The 17,390-nt window shown below is 71.5% G+C and carries 19 protein-coding genes; 10 read left to right on the top strand and 9 right to left on the bottom strand.

The features are described 5' to 3' along the window. Positions 1-94: 94 nt before the first annotated feature. Positions 95-1,825: a 2-isopropylmalate synthase gene (gene leuA / locus ISU07_RS00180; RefSeq protein ID WP_228521065.1), complete on the top strand. Its 1,731-nt coding sequence runs from the start codon at positions 95-97 to the stop codon at positions 1,823-1,825. A 439-nt stretch (positions 1,826-2,264) separates the two neighbouring features. Here leuA and ISU07_RS00175 read toward each other — a convergent pair whose 3' ends face one another. From ISU07_RS00175 to ISU07_RS00165, 3 genes are all read right to left on the bottom strand, one after another. Next, complete coding sequence (locus ISU07_RS00175) at positions 2,265-3,827, bottom strand: peroxidase family protein (RefSeq protein WP_194704746.1); 1,563 nt, start codon at positions 3,825-3,827, stop codon at positions 2,265-2,267. Between the two features lie 75 nt (positions 3,828-3,902). Beyond that, positions 3,903-4,364, bottom strand: a complete 462-nt coding sequence (locus ISU07_RS00170) for a GNAT family N-acetyltransferase (RefSeq protein WP_194704745.1) — start codon at positions 4,362-4,364, stop codon at positions 3,903-3,905. Positions 4,365-4,368: 4 nt separating this feature from the next. After that, a complete protein-coding gene (locus ISU07_RS00165) occupies positions 4,369-5,160 on the bottom strand; it encodes a GNAT family N-acetyltransferase (protein ID WP_194704744.1) in 792 nt (263 codons plus the stop codon). A gap of 52 nt (positions 5,161-5,212) precedes the next feature. Between ISU07_RS00165 and ISU07_RS00160 the strand changes: the two genes are divergently transcribed. Both ISU07_RS00160 and recO read left to right on the top strand, forming a co-directional pair. Then, entirely contained in the window at positions 5,213-6,076 is an 864-nt protein-coding gene (locus ISU07_RS00160) for an alpha/beta fold hydrolase (protein WP_323742330.1), read from the top strand. Between the two features lie 29 nt (positions 6,077-6,105). Further along, positions 6,106-6,846 (top strand): DNA repair protein RecO, encoded by a 741-nt coding sequence (recO, locus tag ISU07_RS00155; RefSeq protein WP_194704742.1) that lies wholly within the window; start codon positions 6,106-6,108, stop codon positions 6,844-6,846. A gap of 8 nt (positions 6,847-6,854) precedes the next feature. Here recO and ISU07_RS00150 read toward each other — a convergent pair whose 3' ends face one another. Then, positions 6,855-7,418: a hypothetical protein gene (locus ISU07_RS00150; protein ID WP_194704741.1), complete on the bottom strand. Its 564-nt coding sequence runs from the start codon at positions 7,416-7,418 to the stop codon at positions 6,855-6,857. A 92-nt stretch (positions 7,419-7,510) separates the two neighbouring features. Between ISU07_RS00150 and ISU07_RS00145 the strand changes: the two genes are divergently transcribed. Next, positions 7,511-8,269, top strand: coding sequence for an isoprenyl transferase (locus ISU07_RS00145; RefSeq protein WP_194704740.1), 759 nt, complete (start codon positions 7,511-7,513; stop codon positions 8,267-8,269). An 84-nt stretch (positions 8,270-8,353) separates the two neighbouring features. Here the strand turns inward: ISU07_RS00145 and ISU07_RS00140 are convergent, their stop codons facing one another. From ISU07_RS00140 to ISU07_RS00125, 4 genes are all read right to left on the bottom strand, one after another. After that, positions 8,354-8,764, bottom strand: a complete 411-nt coding sequence (locus ISU07_RS00140; RefSeq protein WP_194704739.1) for a Fur family transcriptional regulator — start codon at positions 8,762-8,764, stop codon at positions 8,354-8,356. Beyond that, positions 8,751-9,767, bottom strand: a complete 1,017-nt coding sequence (locus ISU07_RS00135; protein ID WP_194704738.1) for a metal ABC transporter permease — start codon at positions 9,765-9,767, stop codon at positions 8,751-8,753. The genes ISU07_RS00140 and ISU07_RS00135 overlap by 14 nt, the downstream gene beginning before the upstream one ends. A 73-nt stretch (positions 9,768-9,840) precedes the next feature. Beyond that, the gene (locus tag ISU07_RS00130) at positions 9,841-10,620 is read right to left on the bottom strand and encodes a metal ABC transporter ATP-binding protein (RefSeq protein ID WP_194704737.1); all 780 of its coding nucleotides are present in this window, start codon (positions 10,618-10,620) and stop codon (positions 9,841-9,843) included. After that, on the bottom strand, positions 10,605-11,462 hold the full coding sequence (locus tag ISU07_RS00125) for a metal ABC transporter substrate-binding protein (RefSeq protein ID WP_228521064.1): 858 nt from the start codon (positions 11,460-11,462) through the stop codon (positions 10,605-10,607). The genes ISU07_RS00130 and ISU07_RS00125 overlap by 16 nt, the downstream gene beginning before the upstream one ends. Before the next feature lie 86 nt (positions 11,463-11,548). Here ISU07_RS00125 and ISU07_RS00120 point away from each other — a divergent pair, with 86 nt between their 5' ends. Then, entirely contained in the window at positions 11,549-12,208 is a 660-nt protein-coding gene (locus tag ISU07_RS00120) for a Clp protease N-terminal domain-containing protein (RefSeq protein ID WP_194705654.1), read from the top strand. On the opposite strand, the gene ISU07_RS00115 is transcribed toward ISU07_RS00120, so the two are convergent. Beyond that, complete coding sequence (locus tag ISU07_RS00115; protein WP_194704735.1) at positions 12,192-12,692, bottom strand: MarR family winged helix-turn-helix transcriptional regulator; 501 nt, start codon at positions 12,690-12,692, stop codon at positions 12,192-12,194. The genes ISU07_RS00120 and ISU07_RS00115 overlap by 17 nt on opposite strands. Before the next feature lie 39 nt (positions 12,693-12,731). Here ISU07_RS00115 and ISU07_RS00110 point away from each other — a divergent pair, with 39 nt between their 5' ends. From ISU07_RS00110 to dusB, 5 genes are read left to right on the top strand one after another with little or no spacing between them, the layout of a single operon-like run. Continuing rightward, positions 12,732-13,700, top strand: a complete 969-nt coding sequence (locus ISU07_RS00110; protein WP_194704734.1) for an EamA family transporter — start codon at positions 12,732-12,734, stop codon at positions 13,698-13,700. A 9-nt stretch (positions 13,701-13,709) separates the two neighbouring features. Further along, positions 13,710-14,030: an antibiotic biosynthesis monooxygenase family protein gene (locus tag ISU07_RS00105; protein ID WP_194704733.1), complete on the top strand. Its 321-nt coding sequence runs from the start codon at positions 13,710-13,712 to the stop codon at positions 14,028-14,030. Positions 14,031-14,088: 58 nt separating this feature from the next. Then, positions 14,089-15,501 carry a glycine--tRNA ligase gene (locus tag ISU07_RS00100; protein WP_194704732.1) on the top strand — a complete coding sequence of 471 codons (1,413 nt, stop codon included), beginning with the start codon at positions 14,089-14,091 and terminating at the stop codon, positions 15,499-15,501. A gap of 5 nt (positions 15,502-15,506) precedes the next feature. Further along, entirely contained in the window at positions 15,507-16,199 is a 693-nt protein-coding gene (locus tag ISU07_RS00095) for a hypothetical protein (RefSeq protein ID WP_194704731.1), read from the top strand. Between the two features lie 36 nt (positions 16,200-16,235). Next, positions 16,236-17,381, top strand: a complete 1,146-nt coding sequence (dusB, locus tag ISU07_RS00090) for a tRNA dihydrouridine synthase DusB (protein ID WP_194704730.1) — start codon at positions 16,236-16,238, stop codon at positions 17,379-17,381. Positions 17,382-17,390 lie beyond the last annotated feature (9 nt).

Genomic DNA, 17,390 nt, shown 5'->3' with positions numbered 1-17,390 from the left:
GCCGTAGCGAGGTCTGAACCGTCGGACCCCCTCGCTGCGGAGGTCACCACGCGCGCCGACGTCCCGATCGCTCCCCGATCTCCCGAGGACAGTCATGACTCTGCAGCACAGCGGCTTCACGAACACCCAGCGTTCGAGCGGCATGCCGATCCACCGGTACAAGCCGTTCCCGCCGATCGACATCCCCGACCGCACCTGGCCGACACGCACGATCACCCAGGCGCCACGCTGGCTCTCCACCGACCTGCGCGACGGCAACCAGGCGCTCATCGACCCGATGAGCCCGGCCCGCAAGATGAAGATGTTCGAGCTCCTGGTGCGGATGGGCTACAAGGAGATCGAGGTCGGCTTCCCGAGCGCGAGCGAGACCGACTTCGGGTTCGTGCGTCAGCTCATCGAACAGGACAAGGTGCCCGAGGACGTCACCATCTCGGTGCTGACCCAGGCCCGTGAGGACCTCATCGAGCGCACCGTGCAGTCACTGGTCGGCGTGCACCACGCCAACATCCACCTCTACAACGCGCTCGCGCCGCTGTTCCGCCGCGTCGTCTTCCACGCCAGCAACGACGAGGTCAAGGACATCGCGGTCCGCGGCACCGAGCTGGTCATGAAGCACAGCGAGAACATCCTCGACAAGACGATCATCGGCTACGAGTACAGCCCCGAGATCTTCACCGGCACCGAGCTGCCGTTCTCGGTCGAGGTGTGCGAGGCCGTCTCCGACGTCTGGCAGCCCGACGACGGCCGCGAGATCATCCTCAACCTGCCGGCCACGATCGAGATGGCGACGCCGAACGTGTACGCCGACCAGATCGAGTGGTTCTCCCGCCAGCTGACCCGCCGCGAGTTCACCACCATCAGCCTGCATCCGCACAACGACCGCGGCACCGCCGTGGCCGCGACCGAGCTGGCGATGATGGCCGGCGCCGACCGCGTCGAGGGCTGCCTCTTCGGACACGGCGAGCGCACCGGCAACGTCTGCCTGGTCACCCTCGGCATGAACCTGTTCAGCCAGGGCGTCGACCCGCAGATCGACTTCAGCGACATCGACGAGATCCGCCGGACGGTCGAGTACTGCACGCAGCTGCCCGTCCACCCGCGGCACCCGTACGCCGGCGACCTGGTCTACACGGCGTTCTCCGGCTCTCACCAGGACGCGATCAAGAAGGGCCTGGAGGACCTCGACCGGATCGCCGCCGAGCAGGAACGGCCGGTCTCGGAGATCCCGTGGGAGGCGCCGTACCTGCCCATCGACCCGAAGGACGTCGGCCGGTCCTACGAGGCCGTCATCCGGGTCAACAGCCAGTCCGGCAAGGGCGGCGTGGCCTACATCCTCAAGGCCGAGCACAAGCTGGACCTGCCGCGCCGCGCGCAGATCGAGTTCAGCCGCGTCATCCAGCAGCACACCGACGCCGAGGGCGGCGAGATGACGCCCGAGCAGATCTGGACGGCGTTCCGCTCGGAGTACCTCGACCGCGAGGCCCCGCTGCGGCTCGACTCGGTGCACACCTCGGCGGCCGCGGGTGAGAAGGACCAGCTGTCGGTGAACGTCTACGTCGACGGCGACCTCACCACGTTGACCGGCGAGGGCAACGGCCCGATCGCGGCGTTCGTGGCGGCGCTCAACTCGCTGCCGCAGGAGTACGACGTGCGCGTGCTCGACTACGCCGAGCACGCTCTCAGCTCCGGTGGCGACGCCATCGCGGCGGCGTACGTCGAGTGCCTCGTCGGCGACCAGGTCCTCTGGGGAGTCGGCCTCGACCCCAACATCGTCACCGCCTCGCTGAAGGCCGTCATCTCGGCGGTCAACCGGGCGACGGCCTGACCGCTGCTCGCAGCATGTTGGTCGAGCCCGCGAGCGCCAGCGAGCGGAGTCGAGACCCGGTGACCTGACCGGGGGTCTCGACACGCTCGGCCGTGGCCGGCCTCGCGGCTCGACCACCAGGCAGATCGGTTACGCGCCGCCGAGGGGGTTGATGCCGGAGGCCTGACCGCTGCTCGCAGCATGTTGGTCGAGCCCGCGAGCGCCAGCGAGCGGAGTCGAGACCCGGTGACGTGACCCGGGGTCTCGACACGCTCGGCCGTGGCCGGCCTCGCGGCTCGACCACCAGGCAGGTCGGTCACGCGCCGCCGAGCGGGTTGATGCCGGAGGCCTGACCGCTGCTCGCAGCATGTTGGGCGGAGTCGAGACCCGGTGACGTGACCCGGGGTCTCGACACGCTCGGCGGTGGCCGGCCTCGCGGCTCGACCACCAGGCAGATCGGTCACGCGCCGCCGAGGGGGTTGATGCCGGAGGCCTGCCCGCCGAACGCGACGAGCAGGAGGTCGGTCATCTCGAAGGTGTTGCCGCGGTCGCCGAGCTCGGGGGTGAAGCCCTTGCTGCGCACGATCGAGAACGTGGAGCCCTGCATGGCCCGGTGCATGGTCTCGGCGACGATGCGACCGCCGACACCGGTCAGCCGGCCGTTGTTGAGCTCGGCCTCGCGCAGGAGGTAGAACCAGAGCGGCGCCTTCTGCACCAGGGCGGTCTTCTGCGCACTCGTGAGCCCGGTGACGACGGCGCCGTTGTCGCCGTCGACCAGCTGCGCCTGGGTGAGCGGGGTGACAGGAACGCCGTTGTTGGCGAGCTTCTGCGCCATCTGCGGGCCGGTGGCCAGGCTGACCATGCTCGCCCTGGTGAGGTTGCGGAAGGCCAGGTTGCGCTGGGGGTTGTCGAACCCCATCGAGGCCTTGCCGCCGAACGTGCTCGGCGGCAGGTGCTTGAGCGGGTCGACCAGCAGGGTGTCGATGCGCTTGGCGAAGTTCACCGCGCTGGCGGGCTTGAGCTCGGGATGTCCCGCGGCGGCGAAGTCGTACATCCGGCGCCAGTCGGCCAGCCAGTTGCTGATCAGCACGGTGTCGCCGCCGAGGGTGCCGCCGAGCCCGGAGAACTCGAACATGTAGTCCAGGCTCCCCGCCTGGCCCGGGAAGCGACGGTTCCAGTTGTAGGAGTCGCGGACCATGCTGTGGCCCAGCCGGAACGCCGCGACCGAGAACTCGACCGGCATCGTCGGCACCTCGGTGGGGCCGGCGTCGGGCTGGACGATCTTGCGCCCGTTGGTGAACACGTCGGTCACGATCGCCGGGTCCACGATCCGCGGCAGGTAGTCGTGGCGGATCAGCCACTGGTAGTGCAGCGTGACCGCCTTGCGCGCCTGGCGGAACCGCTTCACCGACGGCAGGGACGTCGGCAGCGAGTCGACGACGGCGTTGTGGAAGCGGATGAACGCCACGTGGGTCTGCGCGACGATCAGGTTCTCGTCGTTGCGCGGGTCCGGGATCAGCGCCGTGCGGGCACCGTCCACCCGCGGCAGGTCGTGGCCCTGCTTCTTGGCGTCCGGGCCGATGCGGCGGGTGTCCCCGATCTTGAGGTGCACCCCGTCGTCCTCGTAGAACTTCGCGGACTTGGGGTCGCCCGGGCCGGCGCCGTACAGGGAGTCGAGGTCCAGCCGCGGCGAGCGGCCCTGCACGAGCTGGGCGGGAGGTACGTCGTCGCCGAGCTCGACCTCGGTCTTGTCCATGGTCAGGTCGTGGTCGATGAACTGGCCGAGGTAGGTGTACCCGGCCGGTACGTCGCCGGTGCCGCCGCCACCCTTGGCCATCGCCTCGGCCAGCTTGGCGACGACCGCCGGGCCGACGGAGGTCCCCTTCGGACCGCAGCGGCTGAACCTGAACGGCGGCACGCCCGCGGCGGCCGCGGCCCGGGCGTTCGGGCGACCGCCGGCCTGCTCGCCGACGATCCCCTCTCCCTCGATGAAGAACGTCTCCGACCCGTGATGTCCCGGCATGACTCCGACGGTAAGGACGTTCACAAAGTAAAGAAATGGCCCGATCGGGCCATGCCCCGGACGTATCAGGGGCGCTCAACCGATCTGCATCAGCTCGATGCGCTGGTCGGACCCGGGACGCAGCGGCTCGAGCTTCCCGGTCGCCACGAAGCCGTAGCGCTCGTACACCGCGCGGGCGACCGGGTTCGCGACGTTCACGTGCAGGGACACCGGCGTGCCGTCGGCGACCGCCCGGGCGACCAGTGCGTCCAGGAGTGCATGGGCATGGCCCCGACCGCGGTGCGCGGGGTCGGTCCACATGCCCCAGACCTGGGTCCGGCCGTCGTCGGTGAAGGCGCCGGCCATCGCGACCGCACGCTCGCCGTCGAGGACGGCGTACACGGGACGCACCAGCCGTCGCCGCCACTCCTTCTCCGGGAAGTCCCGCTCCCGCTCGATGGTGGAGCCGAAGGCGTCCGGGGAGTCGGCGAGGGCCCGCAGCCGGATGTCGCGCAGCACCGCCCAGTCGTCGGGCGTCAGCCGGCGGGGCGTGCTCACGGGCTCACCCACTCGAGACCTCGAGGATGCACGCCGTGCCGACGTCCACGAACCCGACCTGGCGGTAGATGCTCGCCGCGTCGTCGCTCCCGGCCGACAGCAGCACGGTGCGGGCGCCGCGGCCGCGGACGGCGTTGACCAGCCCGCGCGTGAGCGCGGAACCGAGGCCTCGCCTGCGGTACCGGGGAGGTACGGCGATGCCCATCAGCTCCGCTCCGTCGCCGCGCGGTGCGGACGTGCCACCACCGGCGACCTCGCCGTCGACGTACGCCGCCGCGACGACCAGCACCCCGTCGCGGACCATGTCGCGTTGCTTGCCCAGCGGTTTCTCGACGATCTCGTCGGAGTCCCCGAACGCCGCGTGCACGACGTCGTTGGACCGGCCCAGGTCGGGGTCGTCGGCGTCGAGGATGCGGACCTCGGGAGCATCCGGCACGTCGACGTCCGACGGCAGCACCAGCAGCGGGTACTGCCCGAGCTCGGCGCCGGGCATGCCGGACGTGGCCTCCTGCGCGGCGGCCAGCAGGCTGGGCGTCGTCTCGTGCACCCACTCGACGTTGCGGGGCGCACCGAGCTCCTCCTGGCGGGCGAGCAGGCGGCGTACGTCGTCGGCCGTGAACGCCTCGTCCCCGCCCAGCCGGGGGCGGGCGTAGAACTTCCAGCCCGTGCCGGCGTCCGGCAGGAAGAGCGTGAACGGCCCGACCTCCTCCCACGTCGTGATCGGACGCGGTACCGAGTCGTAGTAGCGCTCGATGTCGGCGAGCAGCTCGGCAGGGAGCCCGTCCCGGGACGTCATGTGCGTCACGCTTCCACCACTCTCGTGCGCGGCGCGACTAGGTTTCTGCCTTGTGCTGGTCTCAGAGCGCATCGGGCAGTTCTTCATCGCCAACCACACCGGCCAGGACCGCCTCGAGTACACCGAGTACGGCGGCGGCGACCGCTGGGTCGTGCTGCTGCACGGTCAGCTGATGCCGCGGCGGATGCAGCAACCGCTCGCGCGGGCGCTGGCCTCGCAGGGCCTGCACGTGGTCACCCTCGACCTGCTGGGCCACGGGCGCTCGGACCGGCCGGCCGACCCGCTGGTGTACTCGATGACCTCCTTCGCCGAGCAGGTGCTGGCGTTGCTGGACCACCTCGGGGTCGAGAAGGCCGTCGTGGGAGGGCTGTCGCTCGGCGCCAACGTGTCCCTGGAGGTGGCGTCGAACTGGCCGGACCGGGTGCAGGGCCTGATCATCGAGATGCCGGTGCTCAACAACGCGCTGCACGCCGGGATCCTGGCGTTCGTGCCGCTGATGTTCGCGGCGCGGTACCTGCCGTGGACGGTGTCCTCGGTGCGGGCCCTCACCCGGCCGATCCCGCGGGGTGTGGTGCCGTTCTGGGTGGGCATCGGCCTGGACACCCTCGACCAGCGGCCCGCATCGGTCGCGGCGGTGATCCACGGCGTGATCTTCGGCCGGGTCGCCCCTCAGGCCAACCAGCGCCGGACCATCCAGGCCCCCGCGCTCGTCGTCGGGCACCCGCGAGACCCGATCCACCCCTTCGCCGACGCCGAGATGCTGGCCGAGGAGCTGCCGAACGCCGAGTTCGTCGCGGCCCGCAGCATCGTCGAGTGGCGTACCCGCCCCGAACGTCTCGACGCGATCGCCGCGGAGTTCGCCCTGGCGTGCTGGGACGGTACGCCGACCGCGACCCGCCGTCGTACCCGCACCTGAGTGTCGGTGCCGTCGGGCAGACTCGGCACATGCCGCTCTACCGTGACGAGGCGGTGGTGCTGCGCACCCACAAGCTGGGGGAAGCAGACCGGATCGTCACCCTCCTGACCCGCCACCACGGGCGGGTCCGTGCCGTCGCGAAGGGCGTCCGCAAGACGACCTCGCGGTGGGGCGCGCGGCTGGAGCCGTTCACGCACGTGGACCTGCAGCTCGCCGTCGGTCGCAACCTCGACGTCGTGACGCAGGCCGAGACGATCGAGCCGTTCGCGTCCGGGCTGGGCGACCACTACGACCGCTACACCGCCGGCACGGTGATGCTCGAGACCGCCGACCGACTGGTCACCGAGGAGGGGCAGCCGGCGGTGCAGCAGTTCCTGCTGCTGGTGGGCGGGCTGCGCGCGATGACGGCCGGCGACCCCGACCAGCGACGGGGCGCCAACCAGGTCCTCGACTCCTACCTGCTGCGGTCGCTGGCGGTCGCCGGGTACGCCCCGTCGTTCTCGCACTGCGCCCGCTGCGGCGAGGAGGGCCCGCACAAGGCCTTCAGCCCGTCGGCCGGTGGCGCGCTCTGCCCCGACTGCCGGGTGCCCGGGTCGGCCTCACCGTCGGCCGGCACCCTGGACGTCCTCGGCGCCCTGCTCGCCGGTGACTGGGAGGTCGTCGGCGCGGCCGACCCGCGCTCACTGAGGGAGGCGTCCGGCCTGGTGTCGGCGTACCTCCACTGGCACCTCGAGCGCGGCCTGAAGTCCCTGGAGTACGTCGAGCGCTAGGTGGACAGCTAGGAGCAGCGGACGAGGTCGGCGGGCTCGACCAGCCAGCCGTCGTCGCGACGCCAGGCGCCGACCTGTCCGGCGACGACCGACGCGCCCACGAGTTCGTACGTCGCGTCGAAGAACTGCACGGTCAACACGGGCGTGTACGTCGCGTCGCCGTCCGGCAGGATCACGCTGACCGCGGGCAGGGCGGCCGGCCGGTCGTCGTACGCCGGGTAGAACGGCGAGGTCTCGCCCGTCACGACGGCGCCCACCTCGTCGGCCGCGCCGGCGGTGACGCGCACGTAGCGCCAGTCGTCGCCCATGCCCGGGTGCTCGTCGGCGGCCCACGCGAGGGCACCCGCGAACACCGCACGGCGGCCACGGGTGAGCGGCTCGCACTCGACCGAGGCCTGGCCGGCGTCGGTGGAGTCGGTGGGCGAGGACTCCTTCTCGCCGGCGAAGGTGAGCAGCTCGACGGTGCCGGCACCGCCGGTGGAGATGAGCGCGACGTCGGCCTGGGTGGGAGCCGGCACGAGAGTCGCGCAGGCCAGCACCGCGAGGGCGGCGAACGTGGCTCGGGCGCGCATCAGCTCTCCAAGGTCGGGGAAGGCCCCGCCCGAGCGAGACCCGTCGAGGCTAGGGGTCCGGAGCCTGTCTCCGCCACCCCTACGCTGGCGCCGTGAGCCCGCGTCCCCCGACCCCGCACCCGTCCGGTGCCCGGCCACCGGCGATCCCACGCGACCTGGTGCCCAAGCACGTGGCGATCGTGATGGACGGCAACGGACGCTGGGCCAAGCAGCGTGGGCTGCCGCGGACGCGGGGGCACGAGATGGGCGAGCACTCGCTGTTCGACGTGGTCGAGGGGGCCATCGAGATCGGGGTGAAGGCGATCTCGGCGTACGCCTTCTCCACCGAGAACTGGACCCGCTCCCCGGACGAGGTGAAGTTCCTGATGGGCTTCAACCGTGACGTCATCCGCCGCCGTCGTGACGAGATGCACGAGCTGGGCGTGCGGGTGCGGTGGGCGGGCCGGGCACCGCGGCTCTGGAAGTCGGTGATCCGCGAGCTCCAGGTCGCCGAGGAGCTGACGCGCGACAACAAGGTGCTCACGCTGACGATGTGCGTGAACTACGGCGGCCGCGCCGAGCTCGCCGACACCGCGCGCTCGATCGCCCGGGAGGTGGCGGCCGGTCGGCTCTCGCCCGACAAGGTGGACGAGAAGACGTTCGCGCGGCACCTCTACGTCCCGGAGGTCGGTGACGCGGACATGATCTGGCGGACGTCGGGGGAGCAGCGGCTGTCGAACTTCATGCTCTGGCAGGCGGCGTACGCCGAGCTGGTCTTCACCGACGTCCTCTGGCCCGACTGCAACCGCCTCGAGCTCTGGAAGGCGATCGAGCTCTACGCCCAGCGCGACCGCAGGTACGGGAAGGCCTAGCGGGGGCGTTTCTCGGACGAGCAACGCACCCTGAGGTCGTCTACTTACCTCGTATGTGGGGGTGGAAGACCTGCTACGGGTGCGTTACTCGCGACCGCACGTCCCGCAGGTGCCGAAGATCTCCAGCGTGTGCGAGACGTCGGTGAAGCCGTGCTCGGCAGCCATCGCGGTGGTCCAGCGCTCGACCGCGGGGCCCTCGACCTCGACCGTCGCGCCGCAGGAGCGGCAGACGAGGTGGTGGTGGTGGGTCTCGGAGCAACGCCGGTAGATCGCCTCGCCGTCCTCGCGGCGGAGCACGTCGACGTCGCCGGTGTCGGCGTACAGCTGGAGCGTCCGGTAGACCGTCGCCAGTCCGACCCCCGAGCCCGAGGACGCCAGGATCTCGTGCACCTCCTGGGCGGAGCGGAAGTCGGCGACGGAGCCGAGGGCCTCCAGGACCGCCCGTCGCTGCGGCGTCGGGCGAGGGCTCGTCGCGCCGTGGTCAGTGCTCGTCATAGTGCTCTCCGTGGGGGGCGTGCCGGTGCCCGTCGTGCACGTAGTCGACGTGGTCGCCGTGCGCGACGGCCAGGTGCCCGCAGTCCTCGCCGTGGACGTGCCCTTCCAGGTGGTCGTGGTCGTCGCTGACGTCGTGGCCCTCCGGCAGCACCGGCGCGAACGGCGCCCGCAGCCGGCGTCGTGATCGGAGCCAGACGCCGAGCGGCCACGCGGCCGCGAACCCGGCCAGCGCGAGCAGCACGATCGACGGGCCGGGGGCGACGTTGGCGGAGAACGAGGCGTACGCCGCCAGCAGCAGGCCGCCGACCGACGCGCCGATCCCGAGCAGCATCGCCGCCAGCAGCGTGGTGCGGAACGACCGGGTGAGCTGCTGGGCCGTCGCGACCGGCACCACCATGAGCGCCGAGACCAGCAGCAGGCCGACGGTCCGCATCGCGACCGTCACCGACACCGCGGCCAGCACCGCGACGGCCAGGTTGTAGGCGCCCACCCTGAGGCCGGCGACCTTGGCGAACTCGGGGTCCTGGGCGACGGCGTACAGCTGGGGCGCCAGCCCGACGCAGACCACGATCACCACGACCGTCAGTCCCACGGTCACCCAGACGTCGGTGGGGGAGATCGTGGTGATCGAGCCGAAGAGGTAGCTCTGCAACAGCGACGTGCTCTGCCCGCCGAGACCGGTGAGGAGCACACCGCCGGCCAGGCCGCCGTAGAACATCAGCGCCAGCGCGACGTCGCCGTTGGTGTGCCCGCGGCCGCGGATGACCTCGATGGCGATCGCGCCGAGGGCCGCGACGACGACGGCGGTCCACGTGGGCGAGGTACCGGTCAGCAGGCCGAGGGCCACACCGGTGACGGCGACGTGGCCGATGCCGTCGCCCATCAGGGAGAGTCGGCGCTGCACGAGGTAGGTGCCGACGGCTGGTGCGGCCAGGCCGGTGAAGACCGCGGCGATGAGGGCGCGCTGCATGAAGCCGAGGGAGAGCAGGTCCCAGATGTTCATGGTTTTTGGGGTCCCCGCGGAGTCGTGAGCCGGAGGAGCGAAGCGGGGGAGGAGAGCGACTTCGTGGGGTATTTCATCGGCGGTCCAAGGGGATGTCGAAGTGCGGGGTGTGGTCGTGCGGGGTGGAGGTCGGGTGGTGGTGGGTGTGCTGGTCGAGCACCTCGTGGTCCGCGAGCGGCGGGCCGTCGTAGGCGATCCGCCCGTCGCGCATCAGCACCGCACGGTCGACGAGCGGTGCCAGCGGGCCGAGCTCGTGGGCGACCAGCACGACGGTGGCGCCGTCGGCCTTGAGCCGCCCGAGGGCGTCGGCCAGCGCCTGCTGGCTGGGCAGGTCGACGCCGGCGGTGGGTTCGTCGAGCACCAGCAGGTCGGGTTCGCCCGCCAGCGCCCGCGCGATGAGCACCCGCTGCTGCTGACCCCCCGAGAGCTCGGTGACGCCGTCGTGCCGACGGTCGGACATCCGGACGACGTCGAGTGCGTGGTCGATGGCGGCCCGGTCGCGCTTGGACAGCGGCCGCAGCAGCTTGCGGTGCGTCAGCCGGCCGGAGGCGACGACCTCCCAGACCGAGGTCGGGACGCCGGACGAGGCGGTCGACCGCTGGGGGACGAAGCCGATCCGTGACCACGCGGCGTACTCCCGGATCGGCGTCCCGAAGAGCCGCAGCTCGCCGGCGCTCAGGGGAAGGAGGCCGGTGAGCGCGCGGACGAGGGTGGTCTTGCCGGAGCCGTTCGCGCCCATCAGGGCCACGAAGTCGCCGGTCTCGACGGTCAGGTCGATGCCGCGCAGGATGGGCCGGCCGCCGATGGCGACGGACCCGCCCGTCAGCTCGAGCGGACTCACGGGAGTGTGCATCCGTTGGCCTCCTGGAGGGCGGTGAGGTTCTCGCGCATCAGCGAGAGGTAGTTCTCCGAGCCGTCCTCGCTGGTCAGCCCCTCGACGGGGTCGAGGACGGCCGTGCGCAGCCCGAGGTCGCGGGCGAGGGTGTCGGTGAGCGCCTTGCTGGCGAGCCGTTCGCTGAAGACCGTGGTGATGCCCTCGTCGCGGATCAGCTGCTGGAGCCGGGCGATGCCGGCGGGCGTCGGCTCGGCGTCGGGGGTGAGGCCGGCGACGGGGGCGACCTCGATCCCGTACTTCGCCCAGTACCCGAAGGCGTCGTGGCTCGACACGATCACGTGCCGCTCGCAGTCGGCCAGGCCCCCGGTGAACTCCCGGTCCACCGCGTCCAGGTCGGCGTGGAGGGCGGCGGCGTTCTCCGCGTACGCCGCGGCGTGCGGCGGGTCGAGCTCGGCCAGGTCCGCGGCCACGGCGTCGCCGACGACGGCGAGCCGCTCGGGGTCGAGCCAGAAGTGCGGGTCGTCCCCGTCGAGCGGGGAGACGGTCGTGGTGTCGAGCACCCGCCCCTCGGCGTTCTGCTCGACGGCCTCGTCGATGGCGGGCTGGAGGCCGTGCTCCACGACCACCAGGTCGGCCCGGGCCAGGGCCACGGTGCGCGCGAAGGTCGGCTCGATGTCGTGCGGCTCGACGCCGGGGTCGGTGAGGCCGGTGACGCGGACGTACGGACCGCCGACCCGCTCGGCCACCCACGCGAGGGGGTAGAAGCCCGCGGTCACCTGGACGCGACCGTCGTCGTCGCTCGCCAGCGCGGCGCACCCGGTGAGGGGCACCACGAGGACGAGGGCGACGAGCCAGCGCATGAGAACCATTCTCACAAGAGTTGAGAATGGTTGTCAATCGTACGAATGCCTACCCCCATGCGGGGTACAGGGGTTATGTTGGGGGTATGTCGCCGAAGATCAACGTGTACCTGCCCGACGAGCTGGCCGCCGAGGTGAAGGCCGCCGGCATCCCGGTCTCCGCGGTCTGCCAGCAGGCGCTGGCCGACGCCGTCGCGTCGAGCCAGGGCGCGGACGCGACGACCCCGCCGGGGGAGGGTGCCCTGACACGGCGGGCCGCCGGCATGGTGGCCGCGGCCCGCGCGTCGGCGTCGGCCGAGCCCACGACCGTCGACCTGGTGGCCGCCATGGTCGACTCGGGCGGACTCGCCCTGAGCGTGCTGGAAGCCGCCGACATCACGCCCGAGGACCTGGTCGACGAGCTGCGCGCCCGGGCGGCTCGCGACGGGGGAGCGGGCACCTTGGACGCCGCTCTCGCCCTGGCGGTCGAGCAGTCCGAGGGACTGGGTCACTCCTACGTCGGCACCGAGCACTTCCTGCTGGCTCTGACGGCCGGTCCCACCCGCGAGCTGGCCCGTCGTACGTTGGCCGACATGGGCCTCAAGCACGAGCAGGCGCTGCGCGGCGTGGTGACCGCGCTGTCGGCGTACTCCTACGCACGGGAGTCCCTGACGTTCGCCGGTATCTCGGCGCCCATCCGCGCGGCCCTGGAGGACATCCGCTCGCGGCTGGTGCGGGTGGAGGCGGGGATCAGTCCTCGAGGCTGAGCAGCAGCTTGCTGAGCAGGCCGGCCAGCTGACGCCGCTCGTCGGCGTCGAGTGCGGAGATCAGCCGCTCCTCGTTGGCCAGGTGCTGGGGGTGCAGCTCCTCCTGGAGCCGCTTGCCCTTCGGCGTGAGGGCGACGACCCGGCCGCGCCCGTCGGTCTCGCTGACCGAACGCTCGACGAGGCCGTCCTTCACCAGCCGGTCGACGCGCTTGGTGACGGCGCCGCTGGTGACCATCGTGGTGCCGGCGAGCTCGGTGGGCGTGAGCTTGTAGGGAGCGCCGGCGCGGCGCAGCGACGCCAGCACGTCGAAGTCGCCGTTGCCCAGGCCCGCTCGGGCGAAGACCGTGCGCAGCTCCTGGTCGAGCAGGTCGGCGGCACGGTGCAGCCGGCCGACGACCAGCATCGGCCCCACGTCCAGGTCGGGACGCTCGTGGGCCCACTGCTCGGCGATGCGGTCCACGGCGTCCGGCTGCTCCTCGGTCATGCGTTGACTATATCTTCCAAGGAAGGTACATTAGTTTCCATGGAAGATACCTCGCTGAGGACGCTGCTCGTCACCGCGGTCGCTCCGATCGCCTGGGGCACGACGTACATCGTCACCGAGAGCTTCCTCCCGCCCGACCGCCCGTTGTTCGCGGCCGCCGCGCGAGCCCTGCCCGCCGGCCTGGTGCTGCTGGCGGTCCGACGCCGGCTCCCGCACGGGGACTGGTGGTGGAAGGCGATCCTGCTCGGCCTGTGCAACATCGGGCTGTTCATGCCGCTGCTGTTCCTGGCGGCGTACGAGCTGCCCGGCGGCCTAGCCGCCACCCTCCAGTGCCTCTCGCCGCTGGCCGTGATGGCCATCGCCCTGCCGGTGCTCGGGGAGCGCCCGGGTGTGCGCCGCGTGGTCGCCGGGCTCGTCGGCGTGGTCGGCGTCGCCCTGCTGGTCCTGCGGGCCGGCGGTGAGCTGTCCACCCTCGGCCTGGTCGGGGCGATCGGATCCGTGCTCGTCTCCGCGCTCGGCTTCGTGCTGGTGAAGCGCTGGCCGTCGCCGGCCGACATGCTCACGACCGTCTCCTGGCAGCTGGTCGCCGGCGGGCTCGCGCTGGTCCCGGTCGCGCTGCTGGTCGAGGGCCCGCCTCCGTCGCTGACCGTCGCCAACCTCGGCGGCCTGCTCTGGCTGACCACGGCGGGCACGGCGCTGGCGTACTTCTGCTGGTTCCGCGGCCTGTCCCGCCTGCCCGCCGGCTCGGTCGCCCTCGTCGGCCTGGTCAACCCCGTCGTCGGCACGCTCCTCGGCGTCGCCTTCGCCGGCGAGGTCTTCGGCTGGACCCAGGCCCTCGGCATGGTGCTGGTCCTCGGCGGCGTCGTGGCCGGCCAGAAGCGCCGGGGGCGGGTCGCGGTGGTGCCAGGAATCGCGCGATCGCAGCCGAACAGCAGATTTTCGGCCGCGGAACCCGCAGTTCCAGCGCGATCGCGCCACAACCGGCACCCCCAGGAGTGCGCCGCGTAACCTGCCCGCGTGATCGTGGTGAACCGCTTCCGGGTACCGATGGAGCAGCAGGAGCAGTTCCGCCGCGACCTCCAGGCGGCGGCCGACGTCCTCGCCGACCGACCCGGCCACGTCCGGGGCCGGCTGGGCCGCAACACCGACGACCCGGAGCTGTGGGTGCTGACCACGGAGTGGGAGAGCGTGGGGGCCTACCGGCGCGCGCTGTCGGCGTACGACGTCAAGCTCACCGCCGTGCCGGTGCTGAGCCGGGCGATCGACGAGCCGAGCGCCTACGAGGACGCCGGACCCGGGGCCGAACTCAACAGCGCGAGGAGCCGGTCGATAGGCTGACCGTTCCGCCAATCGACGTGGCCGGCAGCCAGCCGGCCAGACCCAGGAGAGCTCCCCCGTGGCCACCGCCAGCAAATCGTCCGGCACCCTGCTCGACACGATCGTCTCCCTCTGCAAGCGACGCGGGTTCGTCTACCCGTCCGGTGAGATCTACGGCGGCACGCGCAGTGCCTGGGACTACGGCCCGCTCGGCGTCGAGCTCAAGGAGAACGTCAAGAAGCAGTGGTGGCGCGCGATGGTCACCACCCGCGACGACGTCGTCGGCCTGGACTCCAGCGTCATCCTGCCGACCCGCACGTGGGAGGCCAGCGGTCACCTCAAGACGTTCAGTGACCCGCTGGTCGAGTGCCAGTCGTGCCACAAGCGGTTCCGCGCGGACCACCTCCAGGAGGAGTACGCCGGCAAGAAGGGCATCGACGACCCCGACACCGTCGACCTCAACGAGTCGGTGCCCTGCCCCAACTGCGGCAACCGCGGCACGTGGACCGAGCCGCGCCAGTTCAACATGATGCTGAAGACCTACCTCGGCGTCATCGAGGACGAGTCCGGGTTGCACTACCTGCGGCCCGAGACCGCCCAGGGCATCTTCATCAACTTCGCGAACGTCGTCACCAGCAGCCGCAAGAAGCCGCCGTTCGGCATCGCCCAGATGGGCAAGAGCTTCCGCAACGAGATCACGCCCGGCAACTTCATCTTCCGCACGCGCGAGTTCGAGCAGATGGAGATGGAGTACTTCTGCAAGCCCGGCGAGGACGAGGAGTGGCACCAGTACTGGATCGACGAGCGCACCCGCTGGTTCACCGACCTGGGCATCAACCCCGAGAACCTCCGGCACTACGAGCACCCGAAGGAGAAGCTCTCCCACTACTCGAAGCGCACCGTCGACATCGAGTACGACTTCGGGTTCTCCGAGCGCGGGTTCGAGGAGCTCGAGGGCATCGCCAGCCGCACGGACTTCGACCTGACCCAGCACAGCGAGTACTCCGGCCAGGACCTGTCGTACTTCGACCAGGCCACCAACGAGCGCTACGTGCCGTACGTCATCGAGCCGGCGCTCGGCCCGAACCGCGCCATGATGGCGTTCCTGATGGACGCCTACACCGAGGACGAGGCGCCCAACACCAAGGGCGGGGTCGACAAGCGCGTCGTGCTCAAGCTCGACCCGCGGCTGGCGCCGATCAAGGTCGCGGTGCTGCCGCTCTCGCGCAACGCGGACCTCAGCCCGAAGGCCAAGGACCTGGCCGCGTCGCTGCGCCACCTCGGCTGGAACGTCGACTTCGACGACTCCGGCGCGATCGGCCGCCGCTACCGTCGCCAGGACGAGGTCGGCACGCCGTACTGCGTCACGGTCGACTTCGACACCCTCGAGGACCACGCCGTCACGATCCGCGAGCGCGACACCATGAAGCAGGAGCGCATCACGATCGACCAGGTCACGGGGTACTTCGCCGAGCGTCTCGTCGGCTGCTGACCCGGATGTCGCTGCGCACGTCTCTCGGGAGGGTCGGCGCGCTCCTCGCCGCGGCCGTCCTGCTGCTCGGCGCGTGCACGGGCCCCGACGACTCGTCCGGGGGGTCGGGCGCCTCCGGGGACGGTACGCCGGTGGCCACCGACGACCCGGACGACGGCATCCCGCCGCCGTACCTCCCGGTGCCCGCCGGGGTCCAGCTCACCGACCAGGGCAGCGAGCTCGGGGTGGGGGAGACCGCGGTGGTCGCGTGGCGCATCGGCAGCGGTTCGGCGAAGGGCGAGGTCGCGGTGCTCTCGCTGAAGGTACGCCGGCTCCAGCGCGCGCCGATCAAGGCGCTCGCCGACTGGCAGCTCGACGCCGCCGGGCGGACCTCCTCGCTGTTCTACGTCACGGTCTCCGCCGCCAACCTCGGGGAGACCGACCTCGGCGGCACCCGCATCCCGCTGTACGTCGCATCCGGCCCGACCACGCTGGTCGAGTCCAACGCGTTCAAGACCGACTTCACACCCTGCCCGAGCCCCTCGCTGCCGGACGCCTTCGCGACCGGCGACAAGGCGACTGCCTGCCTGGTCTACCTCGTGCCGAAGCACGGCCGGCTGACCTCGGTCACCTTCCGGCCGAGCGCGAAGTTCAACCCGATCACCTGGGTCGGCGAGGTCGAGCAGCCGCCGAAGCCGAAGAAGAAGCCACGCGGCTGATTTCGGCGTCCGCCGCCACCACCGGACAATGGGCACGTGCCCGCCCTGCCCACGTCGCTGACCCTCGGGTCGCTGACCGTCGAGACCCCCGTGGTCCTCGCGCCGATGGCGGGCATCACCAACGCGGCGTACCGCCGCCTCTGCGCGGAGCAGGGTGCCGGACTGTACGTCTGCGAGATGATCACCAGCCGTGGCCTGGTCGAGCGCGACGAGACCACGCTGAACATGCTGGTCTTCGACGACCTGGAGAAGGTCCGGTCCGTGCAGCTCTACGGCACCGACCCGGTGTACGTCGGGAAGGCCGCCGAGATCCTGTGCGCCGAGTACGGCGTCGCGCACATCGACCTCAACTTCGGCTGCCCGGTCCCCAAGGTGACCCGCAAGGGCGGTGGGGGCGCGCTGCCGTGGAAGCGGGGGCTGCTCGCCGAGATCCTGACCGCGGCGGTCGGCGCCGCGACGCCGTACGACGTGCCGGTCACCATGAAGACCCGCAAGGGCATCGACGAGGACCACGTGACCTACCTCGACGCCGGCCGGATCGCCGAGGACTCCGGCTGCGCGGCGATCGCGCTGCACGGGCGGACGGTCGCGCAGTCGTACTCGGGCGAGGCCGACTGGTCGGCCATCGCGAACCTCGTCGACCACGTCTCGATCCCCGTCCTGGGCAACGGCGACATCTGGGAGGCCGGCGACGCGGTGCGGATGGTGTCGGAGACCGGAGCCGCTGGGGTGGTCGTGGGTCGTGGGTGCCTCGGCCGGCCGTGGCTGTTCCGCGACCTGGCCGCGGCGTTCGCGCCCTCTGGTCCCTCGGCCCCGGTCCTCCCGTCGCTCGGTGAGGTGCGCGACGTGATGCGCCGCCACGCCGAGCTGCTCAGCGAGCACATGGGGGAGGAGCGCGGCTGCAAGGAGTTCCGCAAGCACGTCTCCTGGTACCTCAAGGGCTTCCGCGCCGGAGGTACCTTGCGGCACTCCCTCGCCCTTGTCGACTCGCTGGCCTCCCTGGAACGGCTGCTCGACGAGCTCGACCCGTCCGAGCCGTTCCCGGTCTCCGAGCTCGGCCACCCCCGTGGCCGCCAGGGCTCCCCGCGCACCAAGGTCGCGCTCCCCGAGGGCTGGCTCGACGACGTCGACGGCGCCGGCGCCCACGTGCAGGAGGACTCCAACGAGACGACCGGCGGGTAGGGATACCCG

It is taken from the genome of Nocardioides islandensis (assembly GCF_015352455.1).
Taxonomy (GTDB): Bacteria; Actinomycetota; Actinomycetes; order Propionibacteriales; family Nocardioidaceae; genus Nocardioides; species Nocardioides islandensis.
The sequence above is the reverse complement of the archived record's forward strand: the minus strand, read 5'-3'. Positions and strand labels throughout refer to the sequence as shown.